A 16,983-nucleotide genomic window follows, 5' to 3' on the forward strand; every position below is an offset into this window, starting at 1 on the left:
GCCCGGTTACATTCCGAACCCGGAAGCTAAGCCTTACAGCGCCGATGGTACTGCAGGGGGGACCCTGTGGGAGAGTAGGACGCCGCCGAACAAATATTGAGAAAACCCCTGCCGGGAGACCGGCAGGGGTTTTCTGCGTTTTACGGGTTATTTAGGGTCCCCGGCCCCTCCCGGGGGTAATTGGACGGGATTCAGAGGCGTCCCGCTGCTTTCAGCGCCAGATAGGCGTCTGCCAGAGCCGGCGCCAGATTGTCCGGTGTGGCGTCGACGACCGTGACGCCGTGGCGACGAAGTTGATCGGCGGTGCGGTGGCGGTCCGCCTGGGCCTGGGCGGCCGCGGCGGCCTCGTAGACGGCCTCCGTGGTGCCCCGGGAGTTCGCCATGAGGGCGATGCGCGGATCGGCCACCGAGGCCACCAGGACCGTATGGCGCTGGGTGAGGCGGGACAGGACGGGGAGCAGACCCTGTTCGACCGGGGCCGCGTCGAGGGTGGTGAGGAGGACGATCAGGGCTCTGCGGGGTGCCGTACGGAGTGCGGTGGCGGTGAGGCCTCGGGCGTCCGTTTCGACGAGCTCAGGTTCGAGCAGGGCCATGGCGTTGACCAGGGACGGAAGAACGTCACCCGCTGTGCGGCCCTGGACGAGCGCTCGTACTCGGCGGTCGTAGGCCAGCAGGTCCACACGGTCGCCGGCGCGGGAGGCGAGGGCGGCCAGGAGGAGGGCCGCGTCCATGGAGGCGTCGAGCCGGGGCGCGTCGCCCACACGGCCCGCCGAGGTTCGGCCGGTGTCCAGGACAAGGAGGATGTGGCGGTCGCGTTCGGGGCGCCAGGTGCGTACGGCCACGGAGGACTGGCGGGCTGTGGCCCGCCAGTCGATGGAGCGGGTGTCGTCACCGGGGATGTACTCGCGAAGGCTGTCGAACTCTGTGCCCTCGCCTCGGGTCAGGACGCTGGTGCGGCCATCCAGTTCGCGCAGGCGGGCCAGTTTGGACGGCAGGTGCTTGCGGCTGGTGAACGGGGGGAGCACACGTACGGTCCAAGGGGCGCGGTGGCTGCCCTGGCGGGTGAAGAGGCCGAGGGGGCCGTACGAACGGATGGTGACTCTGTCCGCCTGGCGGTCCCCACGGCGGGTGGGGCGCAGGCGGGTGGTGAGGCGACGGCGCTCGCCTGCAGGGATCGTGAGGCGGTGGCGGGAGGCGGCCACTTCGGTGCCGGGGAGCCAGCTGCTGGGGGGCCAGGCGTCGCGAAGGTCGGCGCGCAGGGGGCGGTTGGAGGGGTTGGTGACCGTGAGAGTGACGTCCGCGGCGTCGCCCAGGCGTGCGGAGGTGTCGCCGGAGCGCAGGAGGCCCAGGCGGCGCACGGGTGCGGCGAGGGCGTAATCGCAGGCGCATGCCAGGGCCAGCGGAGCGTTCACGGCGAGGATGCCCGTCCAGCTGGGCTCCCAGATGCCGACGGGGAGGGTGCCGAGGGCCGCGAGGAGTGCGGCGCGTCCGGTGGGGGCCATCAGCGGGGCACGGGGACGTGGGCGAGGATCGCGTTGATGACCGAGTCGGCCGTCACGCCCTCCATTTCCGCCTCGGGGCGGAGCTGGACGCGGTGGCGGAGGGTCGGCAGCGCGAGCGCCTTCACGTCGTCGGGGATGACGTAGTCGCGGCCCGTCAGCCAGGCCCAGGCGCGGGAGGCCGCGAGGAGGGCCGTGGCGCCTCGGGGGGAGACGCCGAGGGTGAGGGACGGGGATTCGCGGGTGGCTCGGCAGATGTCCACCACGTAGGCGGTGATCTCGGGGGAGATCGTCGTCTTGGCGACGGCGGCGCGTGCGGCTTCGAGGTCGGCCGCGTTCGCGACGGGGCGTACGCCGGCGGCGCGCAGGTCGCGTGGGTTGAAGCCCTCGGAGTGACGGGTGAGGACGTCGATCTCGTCCTGCCGGGACGGGAGCGGGACCGTCAGTTTGAGGAGGAACCGGTCCAGTTGGGCTTCGGGGAGGGGGTAGGTGCCCTCGTACTCGACGGGGTTCTGGGTCGCGGCGACCAGGAACGGGTCCGGGAGCGGACGGGGGGTTCCGTCCACCGTGACCTGGCGTTCCTCCATGGCCTCCAGCAGGGAGGACTGGGTCTTCGGCGGGGTGCGGTTGATCTCGTCCGCGAGGAGGAGGTTGGTGAAGACCGGGCCGGGCTGGAAGGAGAACTCGGCGGAGCGGGTGTCGTAGACGAGGGAGCCGGTGACGTCGCTGGGCATCAGGTCAGGAGTGAACTGGACGCGCTTGGTGTCGAGATCGAGCGCGGATGCGAGGGCCCGCACGAGCAACGTTTTGGCCACCCCAGGGACTCCTTCTAGTAGGACGTGTCCGCGGCAGAGGAGGGCGACGACGAGGCCGGTCACGGCGGGGTCCTGGCCGACCACGGCTTTGGCGATCTCGGCGCGCAGGGCCTCCAGGGAGGCGCGGGCGGCGCCCGGGTCCCCGGTGGTCCCGGCGTTGTCAGTGGTCGGGTCCATCATGAACGGCGTACCTCTCTTTCGAGGGCGTCGAGTTGGTCGGTGAGTGCGATGAGGGCCTTGTCGTCGCCGGGCGGCGGGCCGAAGAGGAGGGCGTGCAGGGGCTGTCCGTCGCCGTGGAGGTGGGCGGACAGGGCGGGGAGCAGTGCCTCGGGCGTGTGGGCCCGGGAGACGGGAACACCTACGAGGGGGGCGAGGCGCGTGCGGGTGGTGGAGCGAAGAGCGGCGGCCGCGCGGTCGCGGGCGTTGGCCTTGCGGTAGAGGCGGGCGCGGCCTTCGACGGTCTCGGAGGCGCGGATCGCGACGGGGAGTTTCTCAGGCACCAGGGGGCCGAGTCGGCGTGCCCGCCACAGGGCGGCGAGGGCGCCGGCGACGAAGAGCTGCAGGGTGCCCCAGAACCAGCCCGAGGGGAGCAGGTCGAAGAAGCTGCGGTTGCCCGAGTCGGGGGCCGAGTCGTCGGAGAGCGAGGGGAGGTACCAGACCACATGAGGGCGCGAGCCGAGGAGTTGGAGGGCGAGGGAGGCGTTGCCCTGCTCGTCGAGGCTGCTGTTGAGGAGGATGTCGGGGGCGCCGAGGACGACGGTGTCGCCGTTCCCCTCGGCCGCCGGGACGCGTACCAGGGTGGGCAGGCCGTCCTCTGGGTAGCAGGTGTCGGCCGCGCGGGCGGTGACGTGGTAGCGGAGCCCGCCGGTGTCGGCGCTGCCCGCGCGGCGGGCGGCGGGCAGCTCGCAGCGGGGCGTGAGGGTGGAGTCGAGGCTGAGGGCCACGTCGGTGGTGACTCCGGGGGCGAGGGTGCTCACGGACGGGGGGCCGGGGGCGACGAGGATTGTGCGGCCGCCGGAGGTCTCGGTCGCCTCGTGGAGGCGGCTCTGCTGGGAGTCGGTGAGCAGATCGGGCACGGCGATCAGGAGGGTGGTGTCCGGGCCGGCGGCGGTGCGTGCCTCGTCGAGGGTGGTGACCACCCGGGTCGACACGCCGCGGTCGCCGAGGAGTTCGGCGACGGCGCGGCTGCCGTCGGTGTCGGCGGAGCGCGGGTCGAGGCGGCCGTGTTCGGCGCCGGAGCGGATCACGGCGATCACGGCGGCCGCCGCCAGGAGGATCACCGCCGCGAGTACGACACCGCGCGCGCGGGTCCACACCTGGCGGGCCGTGGGCGATACAGAGGTGGAGGGGAGCGTGGTCTCGGTGGTCATTCGGCGGCTCCCGGACGGGTGTGCCGGGCCGTGCTCGTCGTGCTGGGGGTGCTGCTCGCCAGCGCGGGCTTGGTGCGCTCCAGGTCGGTGTCGAGGGAGGCGAGGCGGCGGTACGTTCCTTCGTCGGCGGTGCGGCCGCCGTACGTGACGTCGTCGAAGTCACGGGCGGCGGTGTGCAGTCGGTCCGCGTGGGTGGGGAGCACCGAGCCTGCTTCGGAGGCCGCCTCGTCGGCGGTGCGGCCGGGACGTACGTCGAGGAGAGCGCGTTCCTCCAGGGAGCGGACGACGGCGCGCATGCGTTCCTGGACGGCCTGGTTCCAGTGGCCCCGGGCGGCCTGTGCCTCGGCGGCCGCGCGGTGTTCCGCAGCGCTGCGGGGGCGGTCGTCGAAGAGCACGGCGGAGGAGGCCGGGGCGCGGCGGGGTGTGCCGAGGCGCCACCACAGCGCGCCGAGGAGGGCGAGGACGGCCAGGACGATGATGACGAGGCCGAGTGTGCCGCCGGGGGTGGCGGTCGAGGCGGCGCCGAACACCTTGTCGAGCCAGTCCCAGAAGGCGTCCTGGGCGCGCTCGTACCAGCTGGGGTCGTTCTCGTGGTACATGCCCTTGGACAGCTCACGCCGGGCCGCCTCCCGCGCGGGATCGCGCGGGAGGGTGATGGGCGGCTCGTCCGCCGAGAGCCACGACGTCGGTACGGCTGTCAGTGCTCCCCCCGAGCGTGTCACCCCGTCAGCTCCCCGGGGTGGCGCCCGGGGCGTCGCCGTAGCCCTGGAGGCCTGCGGCGCGGCCCAGTTCGAGGTCGAGGGCCTCGCGGCGGATCCGCTGGTCGATGTAGAGGAGCACGGTGACACCGGCACTGATCGGGAAGGTGAGCGTGGATCCGATCACCGCGCCGACGCCGCTGATGACGAGGTAGGTCCAGCCCAGTGCGGTTCCGCCGGTGGCGAGGAGGCCGGAGATGCCGTCGCCGTCGAGGGCCGCGCCCGCGAAGGTGAAGGGGATCACGACGATCGACGCGACGACGTAGGCGATGATCGCGGCGAGGAGTTGGATGCCGAGGACCCTCCACCACGAGCCGCGTACGAGCTTGACGGAGCGGCTCAGCGACTTGCGGACTCCCTGCTTCTCCAGCATCAGGGCGGGAGAGGCGAGCGAGAAGCGGATCATCAGCCACACGGTGAGGACGAAGGCGCCGAGTCCGCCGAAGAGGGCGAGGAGTACGCCGCCTCCGGTGGAGCCCCCGGCCGCGAGCAGGATGCCGGGTGTGATGCCCACGCCCATGATCAGGCCGGCGATCAGGAGCAGCAGGACGGTCAGGCCGCCCAGGCGGAGGAGTTGCGGGCGGGCGTCTCGCCAGGCCTCGGCGGTGGTGACCGACTTGCCGAGGACGGCGCGGCTGGTCACGGTCGTGAGCAGGGCCGTCGCGATGATGGTGCCCAGCAGGGAGATCACCATGACGACGGACGTGCTCAGCAGGGTGTCGCCCAGGGCGCGGCCCAGTTCGCCGGGGGTGGCGGTCGGGTCGTTGAGGGCGTCCGTGCTCGCGGCGTCGTTGAGGACGAGGCCCTGGAGCAGGATGACCCCGATCTGGGTGACGACCGCGACGGCCAGCGAGATGCCGAGCACCGTGCGCCAGTGGGTGCGCATGGTGGAGACGGCGCCGTCGAGGATCTCGCCGATGCCGAGCGGGCGCAGCGGGATCACGCCGGGCTTCGCGGCGGGTGGGGGGCCTCCCCAGCCGCCGCCCCAGCCGGGAGTGCCGTAGCCCGGGCCGGGGGCGCCGTGGCCGGGGTGGCCGCCGGGGGCTCCGGGGCCGCCGGGAGGGCCGTAGGCGCCGGGGTGCTGGGGGCCGGGGTGGCCGCCCCAGCCAGGGCCGGGCGGCGGTGGTGGCGAGGTCTGGCCGGGGGCCTGCGGGGTCGGAGCGGACCACTGGGCGGGCGGCGGCTGGTCCTTGGACCACTTGGACGGCGGTTGCGCCTGGTCCGCGCCGGGCTGACCCGTCGGCTGCGGCTGGCCGGCGCCGGTCGGGTCCGTCGGCTGTGCGGCGCCCTGCTGGTCCGGCTGCGGGCCGCCCGAGGGGGCGGATCCGGGCGAGGCCCAGCCCGGAGTGTCCTTCATCGTCGCTCCTTCACGGTGCTCGTCCGCGGTCGCGGCAGCAGGTTGGCGCCCATCGTGCCACGCGGTGTCCGGGAAGTGACCGGGGGCCGTATGTGCTGCGCACCTTCAATTGTCCGACCGATACGGGGCAGACTGACCGCATGGCTGATCAGTACGCGCGATCCGGCGACGACATCCGGCCGACCGGGATACCGGCGATCCGTTGGGACGAGCCCCCCGAAGGCCCCGTTCTGGTCCTGCTCGACCAGACGAGACTGCCGGCCGAGGAGGTCGAGCTGGTGTGCACGGACGCGCCCGCTCTGGTGGAGGCGATCCGTTCGCTCGCCGTGCGCGGGGCGCCGCTGCTGGGGATCGCCGGGGCGTACGGCGTCGCGCTCGCCGCCGCGCGGGGGTTCGACGTGGAGGACGCCGCCGACGCGCTGGAGGGCGCCCGGCCCACCGCGGTGAACCTCGCGGTCGGTGTGCGCCGGGCGCGGGCCGCGCACCGGGCCGAGCTGGGCCGCTCGGGGGACCAGAAGCTGGCCGCGGAGGCGGCGCTCGCCGCGGCGCGGGCGCTGCACCGGGAGGACGCCGAGGCCAGTTCCCGCATGGCCGCGCACGGGCTGGCGCTGCTCGACGAGCTGCTGCCGGGCGGTGGGCACCGGGTGCTCACGCACTGCAACACCGGGTCGCTGGTGTCGGGTGGGGAGGGCACGGCGTTCGCGGTGGCGCTCGCGGCGCACCGGGTGGGACGGCTGCGGCGGCTGTGGGTGGACGAGACACGGCCGTTGCTGCAGGGCGCCCGGCTGACCGCTTATGAGGCGGCGCGCAGCGGAATGGCGTACACCTTGCTCACGGACAATGCCGCGGGCTCGTTGTTCGCCGCGGGTGAGGTGGACGCGGTGCTGGTGGGCGCCGACCGGATCGCCGCCGACGGTTCGGTGGCGAACAAGATCGGGACCTATCCGCTCGCGGTGCTGGCCCGGTACCACCATGTGCCGTTCATCGTGGTGGCGCCGGTGACGACGGTGGATCCGGGCACCCCGGACGGGGCGTCCATCGAGGTGGAGCAGCGCGCGGGTCATGAGGTGACGGAGATCACGGCGCCTCAGGTGCCGGTGGCGGGAGCGGAGGCGGGAGGTGGGATCGCGGTGGCACCCCTGGGGACCCAGGCGTACAACCCGGCCTTCGATGTGACGCCGCCCGAGTTGGTGACGGCGATCGTCACCGAGGAGGGGGTCGTGTCGCCCGTGACCGCTGATGCGCTTGTAGGGCTGTGTGACAGGTCACGCCAGGTAACGATTTAGTTAATGGGATGATGGCATTCATGAAGGGACGAGTCCTTGTCGTCGACGACGACACCGCACTGGCCGAGATGCTCGGCATTGTGTTGCGTGGTGAAGGTTTTGAGCCGTCTTTCGTAGCCGACGGCGACAAGGCGCTGGCCGCGTTCCGTGAGGCCAAACCGGATCTGGTGCTGCTGGATCTGATGCTGCCGGGCCGGGACGGGATCGAGGTGTGCCGTCTGATCAGGGCGGAGTCCGGGGTGCCGATCGTGATGCTCACGGCCAAGAGCGACACCGTCGATGTGGTGGTCGGCCTGGAGTCGGGCGCGGACGACTACATCGTGAAGCCGTTCAAGCCGAAGGAGCTGGTGGCTCGGATCCGGGCGCGGTTGCGGAGGTCGGAGGAGCCGGCGCCGGAGCAGCTCGCCATAGGTGACCTGGTCATCGATGTGGCCGGGCACTCCGTGAAGCGCGAGGGGCAGTCCATCGCGCTGACGCCGCTGGAGTTCGATCTGCTGGTCGCGCTGGCGCGGAAGCCGTGGCAGGTGTTCACTCGTGAGGTCCTGCTGGAGCAGGTCTGGGGGTACCGCCATGCGGCGGATACCCGTCTGGTGAACGTTCATGTGCAGCGGCTGCGTTCCAAGGTCGAGAAGGACCCGGAGCGGCCGGAGATCGTGGTGACCGTCCGTGGTGTCGGATACAAGGCAGGACCCAGCTGACATGTCCGGTGACAGTGCCGCTTCGGCGCCCGGCCAGCCGGGGACCCGCGCGGAGCGGCCTGTCGGCCGGAAGAAGTCGGGTTCTGGCTGGGGGCGTCTCCTCGAGGGCGGGTTGCTGCAGGGCGGGGTCCAGGGCAGCCCGGTCCTGAGGCTGTTCATGCGCTGGGTGCGTCGCCCGCTGCTGCCCGTGATGCGGCTGTGGCGGCGCAACATCCAACTCAGGATCGTGGTGACGACCCTGCTGATGTCGCTCAGCGTCGTGCTGCTGCTGGGCTTCGTCGTCATCGGGCAGGTCCGCAACGGACTGCTGGACGCCAAGGTCAAGGCCTCGCAGAGCCAGGCCACCGGCGGTTTCACCGTCGCCGAGCAGAAGGCGGACAGTGAGGCGAACGCCGCCGGGAACGACAGCACGGACCCGAACGGCGACCGGGTGCAGAACGTAGTCGAGTGGATGACCACCCTGGTCAATTCCCTCTCCAGCGGCGGTCAGGGCGCGTTCGACGTCGTGACGCTCAGCCCCGCCTCCGCCGACGGCGACACCGGGGGGCTCGGGCCGCGTGCCTCCGGTGACGTGCAGTGGGACCTCAGTGTGCCCGTGGAGCTGCGCGAGCGGGTCGACGACGGCACCAGCGCCGTGCAGAGCTATACGCGGATCCACTACGACAATGGCCAGGAGTCCCAGCCGGGGCTGATCATCGGCAAACAGGTCAGCGATCCCAACAGCCACCCGTACCAGCTGTACTACCTCTTCCCGCTCACCCAGGAGGAGAAGTCCCTGAGCCTGGTGAAGGGGACGCTGGCGACGGCCGGGCTGTTCGTCGTCGTGCTGCTCGGGGCCATCGCCTGGCTCGTGGTGCGGCAGGTGGTGACGCCCGTGCGGATGGCGGCGGGGATCGCCGAACGGCTGTCCGCGGGGCGTCTTCAGGAGCGGATGAAGGTCAGCGGTGAGGACGACATCGCGCGGCTCGGCGAGGCCTTCAACAAGATGGCGCAGAACCTTCAGCTGAAGATCCAGCAGCTGGAGGACCTGTCGCGGATGCAGCGGCGGTTCGTCTCCGACGTGTCGCACGAGCTGCGGACGCCGCTGACGACGGTACGGATGGCGGCGGACGTCATCCATGACGCGCGCGTGGACTTCGATCCCGTGACCGCGCGGTCGGCCGAGCTGCTCGCCGACCAGCTGGACCGGTTCGAGTCGCTCCTGGCGGACCTGCTGGAGATCAGCCGGTTCGACGCGGGTGCGGCGTCCCTGGAGGCCGAGCCGATAGATCTGCGTGAGGTCGTGCGGAAGGTCGTCAGCGGGGCCGAGCCGCTCGCCGAGCGCAAGGGGACGCGGATACGGGTGCTGGGGGACCAGCAGCCCGTCGTGGCCGAGGCCGACGCCCGACGGGTGGAGCGGGTGCTGCGCAACCTCGTGGTCAACGCCGTGGAGCACGGCGAGGGCAAGGACGTCGTGGTCAAGCTCGCGGCGGCCGGGGGCGCGGTGGCGGTCGCGGTGAGGGACTACGGAGTGGGACTCAAGCCGGGCGAGGCGACGCGGGTGTTCAGCCGCTTCTGGCGGGCGGATCCGGCACGCGCGCGTACCACCGGCGGTACGGGACTGGGGCTGTCGATCGCCCTGGAGGACGCCCGGCTGCACGGGGGCTGGCTGCAGGCGTGGGGCGAGCCGGGTGGCGGCTCACAGTTCCGGCTCACGCTGCCGAGGACGGCGGACGAGCCGCTGCGGGGATCCCCGATACCGCTGGAACCGAAGGACTCCCGACGTCACCGCGGACTCAACGACGCCGGTCGGCCGCTCGGCGGTGGCGGCAAGCTCGCCACGGTGCCGGTGCAGGCCGGTGAGCACGGTGGCGCGAGGGCGGCCATAGGGCCCCGCCCGGGCGCCGGGCAGGCTCCCACGGCGGACCCGACGGCGCTGCCGGGCAGCGGCGCGCGCGTGGTGCCCCGGCCCGCCACACCGTCCGCGACCCCGTCCCCGGCGGTGCCCGCGCGGCGGACCGAGGACGGCGAGCGACGCGAGGGACCGGCCGAGGAGAGGCCGGCCGGGAGCGACGCGGAGCGGCAGCATGAGCAGGGGGAGGCATTCCGTGGACGCTGACCGCGCGAAACGCGGCCGTGGGCGTCCGGTGCGGGCGACGGTGTACGTCGGCATCGGTGCCGTGCTGCTGGCGGGGTGCGCCTCGATGCCGGACAGCGGGGACATGCGTGATGTCGAGTCCACGCCCAGGCAGGACGCCCAGGTGCGGGTCTTCGCGCTGCCACCGGCGGAGGACGCCGAGCCGCAGGAGATCGTGCAGGGCTTTCTGGAGGCCCTGACCAGCGACGACCTGAACTACGAGACGGCACGCAAGTACCTCACCGGTGACGCGCTGAAGACCTGGAATCCGGGCGCGTCGACCACCGTTCTCGACGAGGCGCCCACCGCGTACACCCGAGTCACGGGGGAGCGGCCGGAGGCCGGCGAGTACGGGTTCGAGCTGTCCGGGAGGAACGTCGCCCGGGTCGACGGGCAGCACGCGTACACGCCCACTGGCGGTCAGTACCGCAAGCCCGTGCACCTCACGCGCGTGAAGCAGACCGGGCAGTGGCGCATCGACAAGCTGCCGCAGGGCGTGGTGCTCGGCAGGTCGGACTTCGAGCGCAACTACAAGTCCATCAACAAGTACTACTTCACCTCGGCCGCGCAGTCCGGTGAGCCGGGGACGGTCGCCGACCCGGTCTATGTGCGCAGCCAGGTCGACCCGGTGACCCAGGTGGTCCGGGATCTGCTGAAGGGCCCCACCAGCTGGCTCAACCCGGTGGCGAGGACGAGTTTCCCGTCCGGTACGACTCTGCTGAAGGGCACGAAGGCGTTGACGCCCGACGACCAGAACAGGCTGGTCGTGCCGCTGAACAAGAAGGCCGACCGCGTCTCGGCCAGCAGATGCAGGGAGATGGCGGCCCAACTCCTCTTCACGCTCCAGGACTACATGCCCACGGGTGTGGACGAGGTGGAGCTGCAGGGGTCCACCGGCGCCCAGCTCTGTGTGCTCAGCGAGACGGAGGCCGACGGCATGATCACCTCGCGCGGCCTCGACAGGAGCGCGGCGTACGAGTACCTCATCGACGGCGACCACAAGCTCGTACGGCTGTCCGAGCGGGACCCGGTGACGACACCGTCGCCCGTCCCCGGGGCGCTCGGGGAGGGTGAGAAGCAGTTGCGGTCCGCCGCGGTGTCGCGTGGCGAGGACCGGGCGGCCGGTGTGTCGGCCGACGGCAGCGAGCTGTATGTGACACCGCTGACGGCGGGCGGCACGCTCGGCGACCCCGCGCTGCGCAGCTCCGGTGCCACCGCGAAGGACCGGCTGACGACTCCCAGTTGGGATGGGCGGGGCGACCTGTGGGTGGCCGACCGTGATTCGGACAAGCCCCGGCTGCTGGTCCTGGCGGACGGCATGGGTGAGCCGCTGGAGGTCCGGACGCCCAACCTCGACGGGCGCATCGAGGCGGTGCGGGTGGCCGCCGACGGTGTGCGGATCGCGCTGATCCTGGAGAGCGAGGGCAAGCGGGCACTGTATATCGGGCGCATCGAGCGGGACGCCGACGCGGAGAGCACCACCGTCTCGATCGTCGAACTGCGGTCCGTGACGCCGGACCTGGAGGATGTCACCGCCATGTCGTGGGCCGGCGACAGCCAACTCGTGGTCGTGGGGCGCGAACCCGGTGGTGTGCAGCAGATGCGGTACGTCAGGGTGGACGGCTCCCCGATACCGGGCTCTGGGCCTTCCGCGCTCACCGGTGTGGAGGAGATCGCCGCGTCCGAGGACGAGAGCCAGCCGCTGGTCGCGCACTCGGCCGACGGGATCGTGCGGCTGTCGCCGGGGCAGCAGTGGCAGACGGTGGTCAAGGAAGGGTCGGCGCCGGTCTATCCGGGATGAGCCACGGGCTGCGGTGGGTGCGGCCTGGGGGCCGCGCGGCTTGGGGTGCCAGCGGGTTGCTCCGCCTCTGCGACGTGGGTGCGTGTGGCTTGGGGCGCGCGGCCTGAGTACGTGTGGCTTGGGGGTGTGGCCTGGGGTTTCTCGGTGTTGGGGCGCCCGGCCTGGGGTGTCTGCGGTTTGCTGTGCCTCTGCCGCCTGGGAGTGTGCGGTGTGGGGCCGGTTTTCTCGTGGGCAGGTTTGGCTGCCGCAGGTTTTTTTCAGGCTCCCGGTCCATTTGTGGTGGCGTTCGGTCTTCTTCGGGCACCCGTCATTCGTGTGGGTGACAACCCCTCTGTTGTTGCGGTGAGTTGTCCACAGGTGGTTTTCCACAGGGGTGGCAGGGGGCCGCATGCGTTGGCACAGTGGTGGGCATGCGGGGGTGGTGGCAGGACCTCTCGGATCTGGTGCTGCCGGCCGAGTGCGGAGGCTGCGGGAGGCCTCGCGCGGTGCTCTGCCCGGAGTGCCGCGCGGCTCTGACCGGGGCCGCGCCGTGTCGGGTGCGACCGGAGCCGGAGCCGTCGGGGCTTCCTGTGGTGCACGCCGCGGCGCCGTACGAGGACGCGGTGCGGGCCACGTTGATCGCGCACAAGGAACGGGGTGCGCTGGCGCTCGCCGGACCGCTCGGCACGGCCTTGGCGGGGGCCGTACGGGCGGGCGGCGGCGAGGGGCCGGTGTTGCTGGTTCCGGTGCCGTCCGCGCGCTGGGCGGTACGGGCGCGGGGGCACGACCCGGCGCGGCGGATCGCGCTCGCGGCGGCGGGGGTGCTGCGGCGCACCGGGACACCGGCCCGGGTGGTCGGGGTGCTGCGGCAGCGGCGTGCCGTGGCCGACCAGTCAGGGCTGGACTTCCGGCAGCGGCTGGACAACCTCGCGGGCGCTCTGGAGGTGGCCGCCGGGGGTGGCCGGCTGCTGGGCGACGGCGCGGTCGTGCTCGTGGACGACCTGATGACGACCGGTGCCTCGCTTGCGGAGGCGGCCCGGGCGGTGCGGGTGGCGAGAGATGGATCGGTGGCGGTGGCGGTGTCGGGGGAGTACGGAGGGGAACGGAGGACAAAGGAGGCGGTGCGAACACGAGGGGTGACGGGAAGGGCGAGCTCGGACGGCATCGACAACGCCGAGCACGGGCTCCGGGCGGCGGTGGTCGCCGCGCCTCCCGACTCTTTCCAAATAAACCGGAACTGACCGCTGACTTGCATCGTTGCAGGTAATGACAGGGTCAATTCACCTGAACGGAGGTACGTCTCGGTAGAGGGTGACGACATCCGTCCGAGCGAGATATGTTCGGTTGTGAGGGAATGGCCCCGGCCGTTCACCACATATCCGAATGCTGCGCTGCGGGTTTTCTGAATCACCCCGCGCCGGTGGGGTGGAGATCTTGCCCACGGGGGAGGAGGAGGTGGAAGTCACCGAGTCCGCGGTTCCGGGAGTCACCGGAACCTGGTGCACAAGGGAGATGCTCCGCCAGTGGAGCGGAGCGATCCGGGAACGGAGTTCTGCGTGGACATCGTCGTCAAGGGCCGCAAGACCGAGGTGCCCGAGCGGTTCCGCAAGCACGTGGCCGAGAAGCTGAAGCTGGAGAAGATCCAGAAGCTCGACGGCAAGGTGATCAGCCTCGACGTCGAGGTGTCCAAGGAGCCCAACCCCCGACAGGCCGACCGCAGTGACCGGGTGGAGATCACGCTCCACTCCCGCGGACCGGTGATTCGGGCGGAGGCAGCGGCCAGCGATCCGTATGCGGCGCTCGACCTGGCGGCGGACAAGCTCGAAGCCCGGCTGCGCAAGCAGCACGACAAGCGTTACACGCGCCGAGGCGCGCGCAGGCTCACGGCCGCGGAGGTCGCCGACCACGTCCCCGGCGTGGCGACCCTCAACGGCAACGGATACGTCGCCGACGAGGAGCAGCCGGACGGCGTGCCCACCAAGAAGATCGGCTCGCTGGAGGTCAAGGGTGAAGGCCCCCTCATCGTCCGCGAGAAGACCCACGTCGCTTCCCCGATGACCCTCGACCAGGCTCTCTACGAGATGGAGCTGGTCGGGCACGACTTCTACCTCTTCGTCGACTCCGAGACCAAGGAACCGAGTGTCGTCTACCGGCGGCACGCCTACGACTACGGCGTCATCCACCTCAGCACGGACCCGATGGTCGCCCAGGCGCATGCGGACGCCCCGGGCGGCGCGCTCGGCGGCTGACCGCGCCGGGTGACAGCTGAGCCGGTGCCCCTGGAGCGCGTGTGCGCCCCCAGGGGCACCGGTGTGCGACCCCTCGTGACCCGCTCTGTCACCGCGGTGACGGCGGGGCATGAAATCATGGCCGAACCGGCCCCAACCGGCGGGCCGTTGCCTTGGGTTGGCGATGGCACAGAAACACAGGCCACGGCCTTCAGGGGGAGGAACGATGGCGGACAGCAGTTTCGGACCGATGCGTGACGAGGATGCCGACGATGGCTCCGTCGGCATGGGATCCGCCGCGGGCTCCCCGCGCAAGGAACCGATCCGTGTCCTCGTGGTGGACGACCACGCGCTTTTCCGCCGCGGTCTGGAGATCGTGCTCGCCGCCGAGGAGGACATCCAGGTCGTCGGCGAGGCCGGTGACGGGGCGGAGGCGGTCGACAAGGCCGCGGATCTGCTGCCCGACATCGTGCTGATGGACGTACGGATGCCGAAGCGCGGCGGTATCGAGGCATGCACCTCCATCAAGGAGGTGGCCCCCAGCGCGAAGATCATCATGCTGACGATCAGCGACGAGGAGGCCGACCTCTACGACGCGATCAAGGCGGGGGCCACCGGCTATCTCCTCAAGGAGATCTCCACGGACGAGGTGGCCACGGCCATTCGCGCGGTGGCCGACGGGCAGTCCCAGATCAGCCCCTCGATGGCGTCGAAGCTGCTCACCGAGTTCAAGTCCATGATCCAGCGGACCGACGAGCGGCGCCTGGTGCCGGCACCGCGGCTGACCGACCGGGAACTGGAAGTGCTCAAGCTCGTGGCCACCGGGATGAACAACCGGGACATCGCCAAGGAGCTGTTCATCTCCGAGAACACCGTGAAGAACCATGTGCGCAACATCCTGGAGAAGCTGCAACTGCACTCCAGGATGGAGGCCGTGGTGTACGCGATGCGGGAGAAGATCCTGGAGATCCGCTAGGCCCTAGGCAAGTGCTCGCTGGAGGGGCTCGCGCAGTTCCGGGGCGTCCACTCGCTCGACCCGTACGTCGGTGCAGTCGACCCAGGTCGCTGCTTCCAGGAGGGCCTGGGCGACCGCCGGGACCGCCTTGGGGCCGTCGAGGGTGACCTGTTTGGCGACCAGGGTCCGGCCGTCACGCGCGGGGTCGACGCGGCCCACCAGGCGGCCGCCGGACAGGACCGGCATCGCGAAGTAGCCATGGATGCGCTTCTGTTTGGGGACGTAGGCCTCCAGGCGGTGGGTGAAGCCGAAGATCCGTTCTGTGCGGGCCCGTTCCCAGACGAGGGAGTCGAACGGGGACAGCAGGGTGGTGCGGTGGCGGCCGCGCGGGGGTGTGGCCAGGGCCGCGGGGTCGGCCCAGGCGGGCTTGGCCCAGCCCTGCACCGTCACCGGGACCAGGCCCGAGTCGGCGATCACCGCGTCGAACTGCTCGCCCTTGAGGCGGTGGTAGTCGGCGATGTCCGCGCGGGTGCCGACGCCGAGGGCCTCGCCCGCCAGGCGGACCAGGCGGCGTACGCACTCCGTGTCGTCCAGCTCGTCGTGGAGGAGGTCGGCGGGGATCGCGCGCTCGGCGAGGTCGTACACCCGCTTCCAGCCGCGGCGTTCCACGCAGACCACCTCGCCGTACATCAGGGCGCGTTCGACGGCGACCTTCTCGCCGGACCAGTCCCACCACTCGCTGGTGCGTTTGGCTCCGCCCAGTTCCGTGGCGGTCAGGGGGCCCTCGGCGCGGAGCTGTTTGACGACGCGGTCGTAGGCGCCGTCCGGGAGTTGGTGGCCCCAATGGGGGCGGGCGCGGTAGGCGCGGCGGCGGAAGGCGAAGTGGGGCCACTCCTCGATGGGGAGGATGCAGGCGGCGTGGGACCAGTACTCGAAGGCGTGTGTGTCCGTCCAGTAGGCCTTGTCGACCGTGGTTCGGCCTACCGCGCCGAGGCGGGCGTACGGGATGAGTTCGTGGGAGCGGGCCAGGACCGAGATGGTGTCGAGTTGGACCGCGCCCAGGTGCCGCAGGACGCCGCGGACGCCGGCTCTGCGGTCCGGGGCGCCGAGGAAGCCCTGTGCCCGCAGGGCGATGCGGCGGGCCTCGTCTGCGGTGAGTTCTGCGGTGGGGCGCGGGAGGGAGGTCATGCTTCGCAGGGTAGGGGAGGGGACTGACAGGCCGGGCTGAGCTGGGGGAACGGGGGGCGGGGCCGGGGGAGTGACGAGCGGGGCCTCGGGGGTGCGGTGCCCGGGAGCGGGGCCGGGCGGGGCTGGGTCCCGCTGCTCGGCGGTTACGAGGTGCCGCCTGCGCCCACCCGTGCCGCCCCAGCGGCACGATTGCCCGCAGGGGGAGGGGGAGGGGGAGAAGGAGGGGGGAGGGGGCGGTGCGAGGGGGCGGCGTGAGCGGGGAGGGGGCGGTGCGAGGGGGCGGCGTGAGCGGGGAGGGGGCGGTGCGAGGGGGCGGCCTGAGGCGGGAACTATGCGGCTTGTGGTCAGGGGCGGGACGGTAGGTAGGGGGCCGTGGACGGGAGGTTCAGGTCTGAGGGGAGTAGGGAGGCTATCCAGCAGTCGCGGCGGACTCCCTTGTTGTCGAGGGCGGAGCGGAGGGTGCCTTCGAGGGTGAAGCCGGTGTTCTCGGCGACCGCGCGGGAGGCGGTGTTGCCCACTTTGGCGCGCCATTCGAGGCGGTCGAGGGCGAGGACCGTGAAGGACCAGTGGGCGGCGGCGCGGGTGGCCTCCGTGATGTAACCGTGGCGCCGGTGTTCCTTGGTGGCCCAGAAGCCGATCTCGCCGGTGCCGAGGGCTCGCATGGTGATGGCGAGCATGCCCGCCAGTTCGCCCGAGGCAAGGAAGAGGCCGAAGGTGAACATCGTGCCGGTGGCCCAGCCCTCGGGGACGGCGTGTTCGACGAAACCCTCCGCGTGCGCACGGGAGTAGGGGGAGGGGATCGTGGTCCAGCGCTGGATGTCCGGGTCCTGCGCAGCCGCGTACACCGAGTCGGTGTCGCGCCGGTCCACGGTGCGCAGCAGCAGGCGCTCGGTGGTCAGGGTGACGGGGTCCATCGGGCGATTCTGCTCGGCG

14 protein-coding genes and 1 rRNA gene are annotated in these 16,983 nt (G+C 71.6%); 8 read left to right on the forward strand and 7 right to left on the reverse strand.

Annotated features, from left to right (window positions below; all coding sequences use genetic code 11):
- Positions 1-91: ribosomal RNA gene (gene rrf / locus PUR53_RS43370) — 5S ribosomal RNA — on the forward strand; the annotation flags it as partial.
- A 100-nt stretch (positions 92-191) separates the two neighbouring features.
- Here the strand turns inward: rrf and PUR53_RS43375 are convergent.
- Genes PUR53_RS43375 through PUR53_RS43395 form a run of 5 tightly spaced genes read right to left on the reverse strand, consistent with a single transcriptional unit; the run spans position 192 to position 5,799 of the window.
- Complete coding sequence (locus PUR53_RS43375) at positions 192-1,502, reverse strand: DUF58 domain-containing protein (protein WP_329912177.1); 1,311 nt, start codon at positions 1,500-1,502, stop codon at positions 192-194.
- Positions 1,502-2,491: an AAA family ATPase gene (locus tag PUR53_RS43380; protein ID WP_329895361.1), complete on the reverse strand. Its 990-nt coding sequence runs from the start codon at positions 2,489-2,491 to the stop codon at positions 1,502-1,504. Before PUR53_RS43380 ends, PUR53_RS43375 begins: the two co-directional genes overlap by 1 nt.
- A complete protein-coding gene (locus tag PUR53_RS43385; protein WP_329895358.1) occupies positions 2,491-3,684 on the reverse strand; it encodes a DUF4350 domain-containing protein in 1,194 nt (397 codons plus the stop codon). The genes PUR53_RS43380 and PUR53_RS43385 overlap by 1 nt, the downstream gene beginning before the upstream one ends.
- A complete protein-coding gene (locus tag PUR53_RS43390; protein ID WP_329912178.1) occupies positions 3,681-4,406 on the reverse strand; it encodes a DUF4129 domain-containing protein in 726 nt (241 codons plus the stop codon). The genes PUR53_RS43385 and PUR53_RS43390 overlap by 4 nt, the downstream gene beginning before the upstream one ends.
- A 4-nt stretch (positions 4,407-4,410) precedes the next feature.
- Positions 4,411-5,799, reverse strand: coding sequence for a glycerophosphoryl diester phosphodiesterase membrane domain-containing protein (locus PUR53_RS43395; RefSeq protein ID WP_329912179.1), 1,389 nt, complete (start codon positions 5,797-5,799; stop codon positions 4,411-4,413).
- 140 nt (positions 5,800-5,939) lie between these two features.
- On the opposite strand from PUR53_RS43395, the gene mtnA reads away from it, so the two are divergent.
- The 7 genes from mtnA to PUR53_RS43430 all read left to right on the forward strand — a co-directional run bounded on the left by mtnA (position 5,940) and on the right by PUR53_RS43430 (position 14,883).
- A complete protein-coding gene (gene mtnA / locus PUR53_RS43400; RefSeq protein ID WP_329895355.1) occupies positions 5,940-7,085 on the forward strand; it encodes an S-methyl-5-thioribose-1-phosphate isomerase in 1,146 nt (381 codons plus the stop codon).
- A gap of 8 nt (positions 7,086-7,093) precedes the next feature.
- A complete protein-coding gene (gene mtrA, locus PUR53_RS43405; RefSeq protein WP_189823911.1) occupies positions 7,094-7,783 on the forward strand; it encodes a two-component system response regulator MtrA in 690 nt (229 codons plus the stop codon).
- 1 nt (position 7,784) lies between these two features.
- Positions 7,785-9,881: an MtrAB system histidine kinase MtrB gene (gene mtrB / locus PUR53_RS43410; RefSeq protein WP_329895354.1), complete on the forward strand. Its 2,097-nt coding sequence runs from the start codon at positions 7,785-7,787 to the stop codon at positions 9,879-9,881.
- Complete coding sequence (locus tag PUR53_RS43415) at positions 9,871-11,700, forward strand: LpqB family beta-propeller domain-containing protein (RefSeq protein ID WP_443080434.1); 1,830 nt, start codon at positions 9,871-9,873, stop codon at positions 11,698-11,700. Before mtrB ends, PUR53_RS43415 begins: the two co-directional genes overlap by 11 nt.
- 410 nt (positions 11,701-12,110) lie before the next feature.
- A complete protein-coding gene (locus PUR53_RS43420; protein WP_329912180.1) occupies positions 12,111-12,920 on the forward strand; it encodes a ComF family protein in 810 nt (269 codons plus the stop codon).
- Between the two features lie 315 nt (positions 12,921-13,235).
- The gene (gene hpf / locus PUR53_RS43425; RefSeq protein ID WP_391806714.1) at positions 13,236-13,928 is read left to right on the forward strand and encodes a ribosome hibernation-promoting factor, HPF/YfiA family; all 693 of its coding nucleotides are present in this window, start codon (positions 13,236-13,238) and stop codon (positions 13,926-13,928) included.
- Positions 13,929-14,133: 205 nt separating this feature from the next.
- Complete coding sequence (locus PUR53_RS43430; RefSeq protein WP_239754909.1) at positions 14,134-14,883, forward strand: response regulator; 750 nt, start codon at positions 14,134-14,136, stop codon at positions 14,881-14,883.
- 3 nt (positions 14,884-14,886) lie between these two features.
- Here the strand turns inward: PUR53_RS43430 and PUR53_RS43435 are convergent, their stop codons facing one another.
- Both PUR53_RS43435 and PUR53_RS43440 read right to left on the reverse strand, forming a co-directional pair.
- On the reverse strand, positions 14,887-16,050 hold the full coding sequence (locus PUR53_RS43435) for a winged helix-turn-helix domain-containing protein (RefSeq protein WP_329912181.1): 1,164 nt from the start codon (positions 16,048-16,050) through the stop codon (positions 14,887-14,889).
- A 344-nt stretch (positions 16,051-16,394) separates the two neighbouring features.
- Positions 16,395-16,964: a GNAT family N-acetyltransferase gene (locus PUR53_RS43440; RefSeq protein WP_329912182.1), complete on the reverse strand. Its 570-nt coding sequence runs from the start codon at positions 16,962-16,964 to the stop codon at positions 16,395-16,397.
- Positions 16,965-16,983 lie beyond the last annotated feature (19 nt).

Origin of the sequence: Streptomyces sp. SP18BB07 (assembly GCF_036322545.1) — a bacterium.
GTDB lineage: Bacteria > Actinomycetota > Actinomycetes > Streptomycetales > Streptomycetaceae > Streptomyces > Streptomyces deccanensis.

Coding starts and splice junctions, on each gene's coding strand:
- PUR53_RS43380 (WP_329895361.1), bottom strand. CDS start 2,491: ATGGACCCGACCACTGACAACGCCGGGACCACCGGGGACCCGGGCGCC.
- PUR53_RS43395 (WP_329912179.1), bottom strand. CDS start 5,799: ATGAAGGACACTCCGGGCTGGGCCTCGCCCGGATCCGCCCCCTCGGGC.
- mtrB (WP_329895354.1), top strand. CDS start 7,785: ATGTCCGGTGACAGTGCCGCTTCGGCGCCCGGCCAGCCGGGGACCCGC.
- mtrA (WP_189823911.1), top strand. CDS start 7,094: ATGATGGCATTCATGAAGGGACGAGTCCTTGTCGTCGACGACGACACC.
- PUR53_RS43435 (WP_329912181.1), bottom strand. CDS start 16,050: ATGACCTCCCTCCCGCGCCCCACCGCAGAACTCACCGCAGACGAGGCC.
- PUR53_RS43420 (WP_329912180.1), top strand. CDS start 12,111: ATGCGGGGGTGGTGGCAGGACCTCTCGGATCTGGTGCTGCCGGCCGAG.
- PUR53_RS43385 (WP_329895358.1), bottom strand. CDS start 3,684: ATGACCACCGAGACCACGCTCCCCTCCACCTCTGTATCGCCCACGGCC.
- PUR53_RS43440 (WP_329912182.1), bottom strand. CDS start 16,964: ATGGACCCCGTCACCCTGACCACCGAGCGCCTGCTGCTGCGCACCGTG.
- PUR53_RS43430 (WP_239754909.1), top strand. CDS start 14,134: ATGGCGGACAGCAGTTTCGGACCGATGCGTGACGAGGATGCCGACGAT.
- PUR53_RS43375 (WP_329912177.1), bottom strand. CDS start 1,502: ATGGCCCCCACCGGACGCGCCGCACTCCTCGCGGCCCTCGGCACCCTC.
- mtnA (WP_329895355.1), top strand. CDS start 5,940: ATGGCTGATCAGTACGCGCGATCCGGCGACGACATCCGGCCGACCGGG.